1 protein-coding gene is annotated in these 1,034 nt (G+C 68.4%); it reads right to left on the reverse strand.

Going from position 1 to position 1,034, the window contains the following annotated elements; translation table 11 throughout:
- The coding region (gene tuf / locus QWZ14_RS29120) for an elongation factor Tu (protein WP_290320569.1) at window positions 1–1,034 on the reverse strand (1,034 nt) is incomplete at both ends.

Below are 1,034 nucleotides of genomic sequence, written 5' to 3' on the forward strand. Positions count from 1 at the left end.
ACGGTGCGGCCGCCTTCGCGGATGGCGAAGCGGAGCCCCTCATCCATGGCGATCGGCGCGATCAGCTCGACGTCCATCGACACGTTGTCGCCCGGCATCACCATCTCGACGCCTTCCGGCAGCTTGACGATGCCGGTCACGTCCGTGGTCCGGAAGTAGAACTGCGGCCGGTAGTTGGTGAAGAACGGCGTGTGCCGGCCACCCTCTTCCTTCGTCAGGATGTAGGCCTCGGCCTTGAAGCCGGTGTGCGGGGTGATCGAGCCGGGGGCGGCCAGCACCTGGCCGCGCTCGACGTCCTCGCGCTTCACGCCGCGCAGCAGCGCGCCGATGTTGTCGCCCGCCTGCCCGGAGTCCAGCAGCTTGCGGAACATCTCGACGCCGGTCACCACGGTCTTCACCGTGGTCTTGAGGCCGACGATCTCGACTTCCTCGCCCACCTTGACGATGCCGCGCTCGACCCGCCCGGTCACCACCGTGCCGCGGCCGGAGATGCTGAACACGTCCTCGACCGGCATCAGGAAGGGCCGGTCCAGGGCGCGGGCCGGCTGCGGGATGTAGGCATCCACCGCCGCCATCAGCTCGAGGATCGCCTTCTCGCCGATCTCGGGCGTCTTGTCCTCGAGGGCGGCGACGGCCGAGCCCTTGATGATCGGGATGTCGTCGCCCGGGAACTTGTAGGCCGAGAGCAGCTCGCGCACTTCCATCTCGACCAGCTCGACCAGATCCGGGTCGGCCAGGTCCATCTTGTTCAGGAAGACCACCAGCGCCGGCACGCCGACCTGGCGGGCCAGCAGGATGTGCTCGCGGGTCTGCGGCATCGGCCCGTCGGCGGCCGAGACCACCAGGATCGCGCCGTCCATCTGCGCCGCGCCAGTGATCATGTTCTTCACGTAGTCGGCGTGGCCGGGGCAGTCGACGTGCGCGTAGTGCCGGTTCTGCGTCTCGTACTCGACGTGCGCGGTCGAGATCGTGATCCCGCGCGCCTTCTCCTCCGGCGCCTTGTCGATCTGGTCATAGGCCGTGAACGTGGCGCC

The organism is Paeniroseomonas aquatica (assembly GCF_030409335.1).
Lineage (GTDB): Bacteria > Pseudomonadota > Alphaproteobacteria > Acetobacterales > Acetobacteraceae > Belnapia > Belnapia aquatica.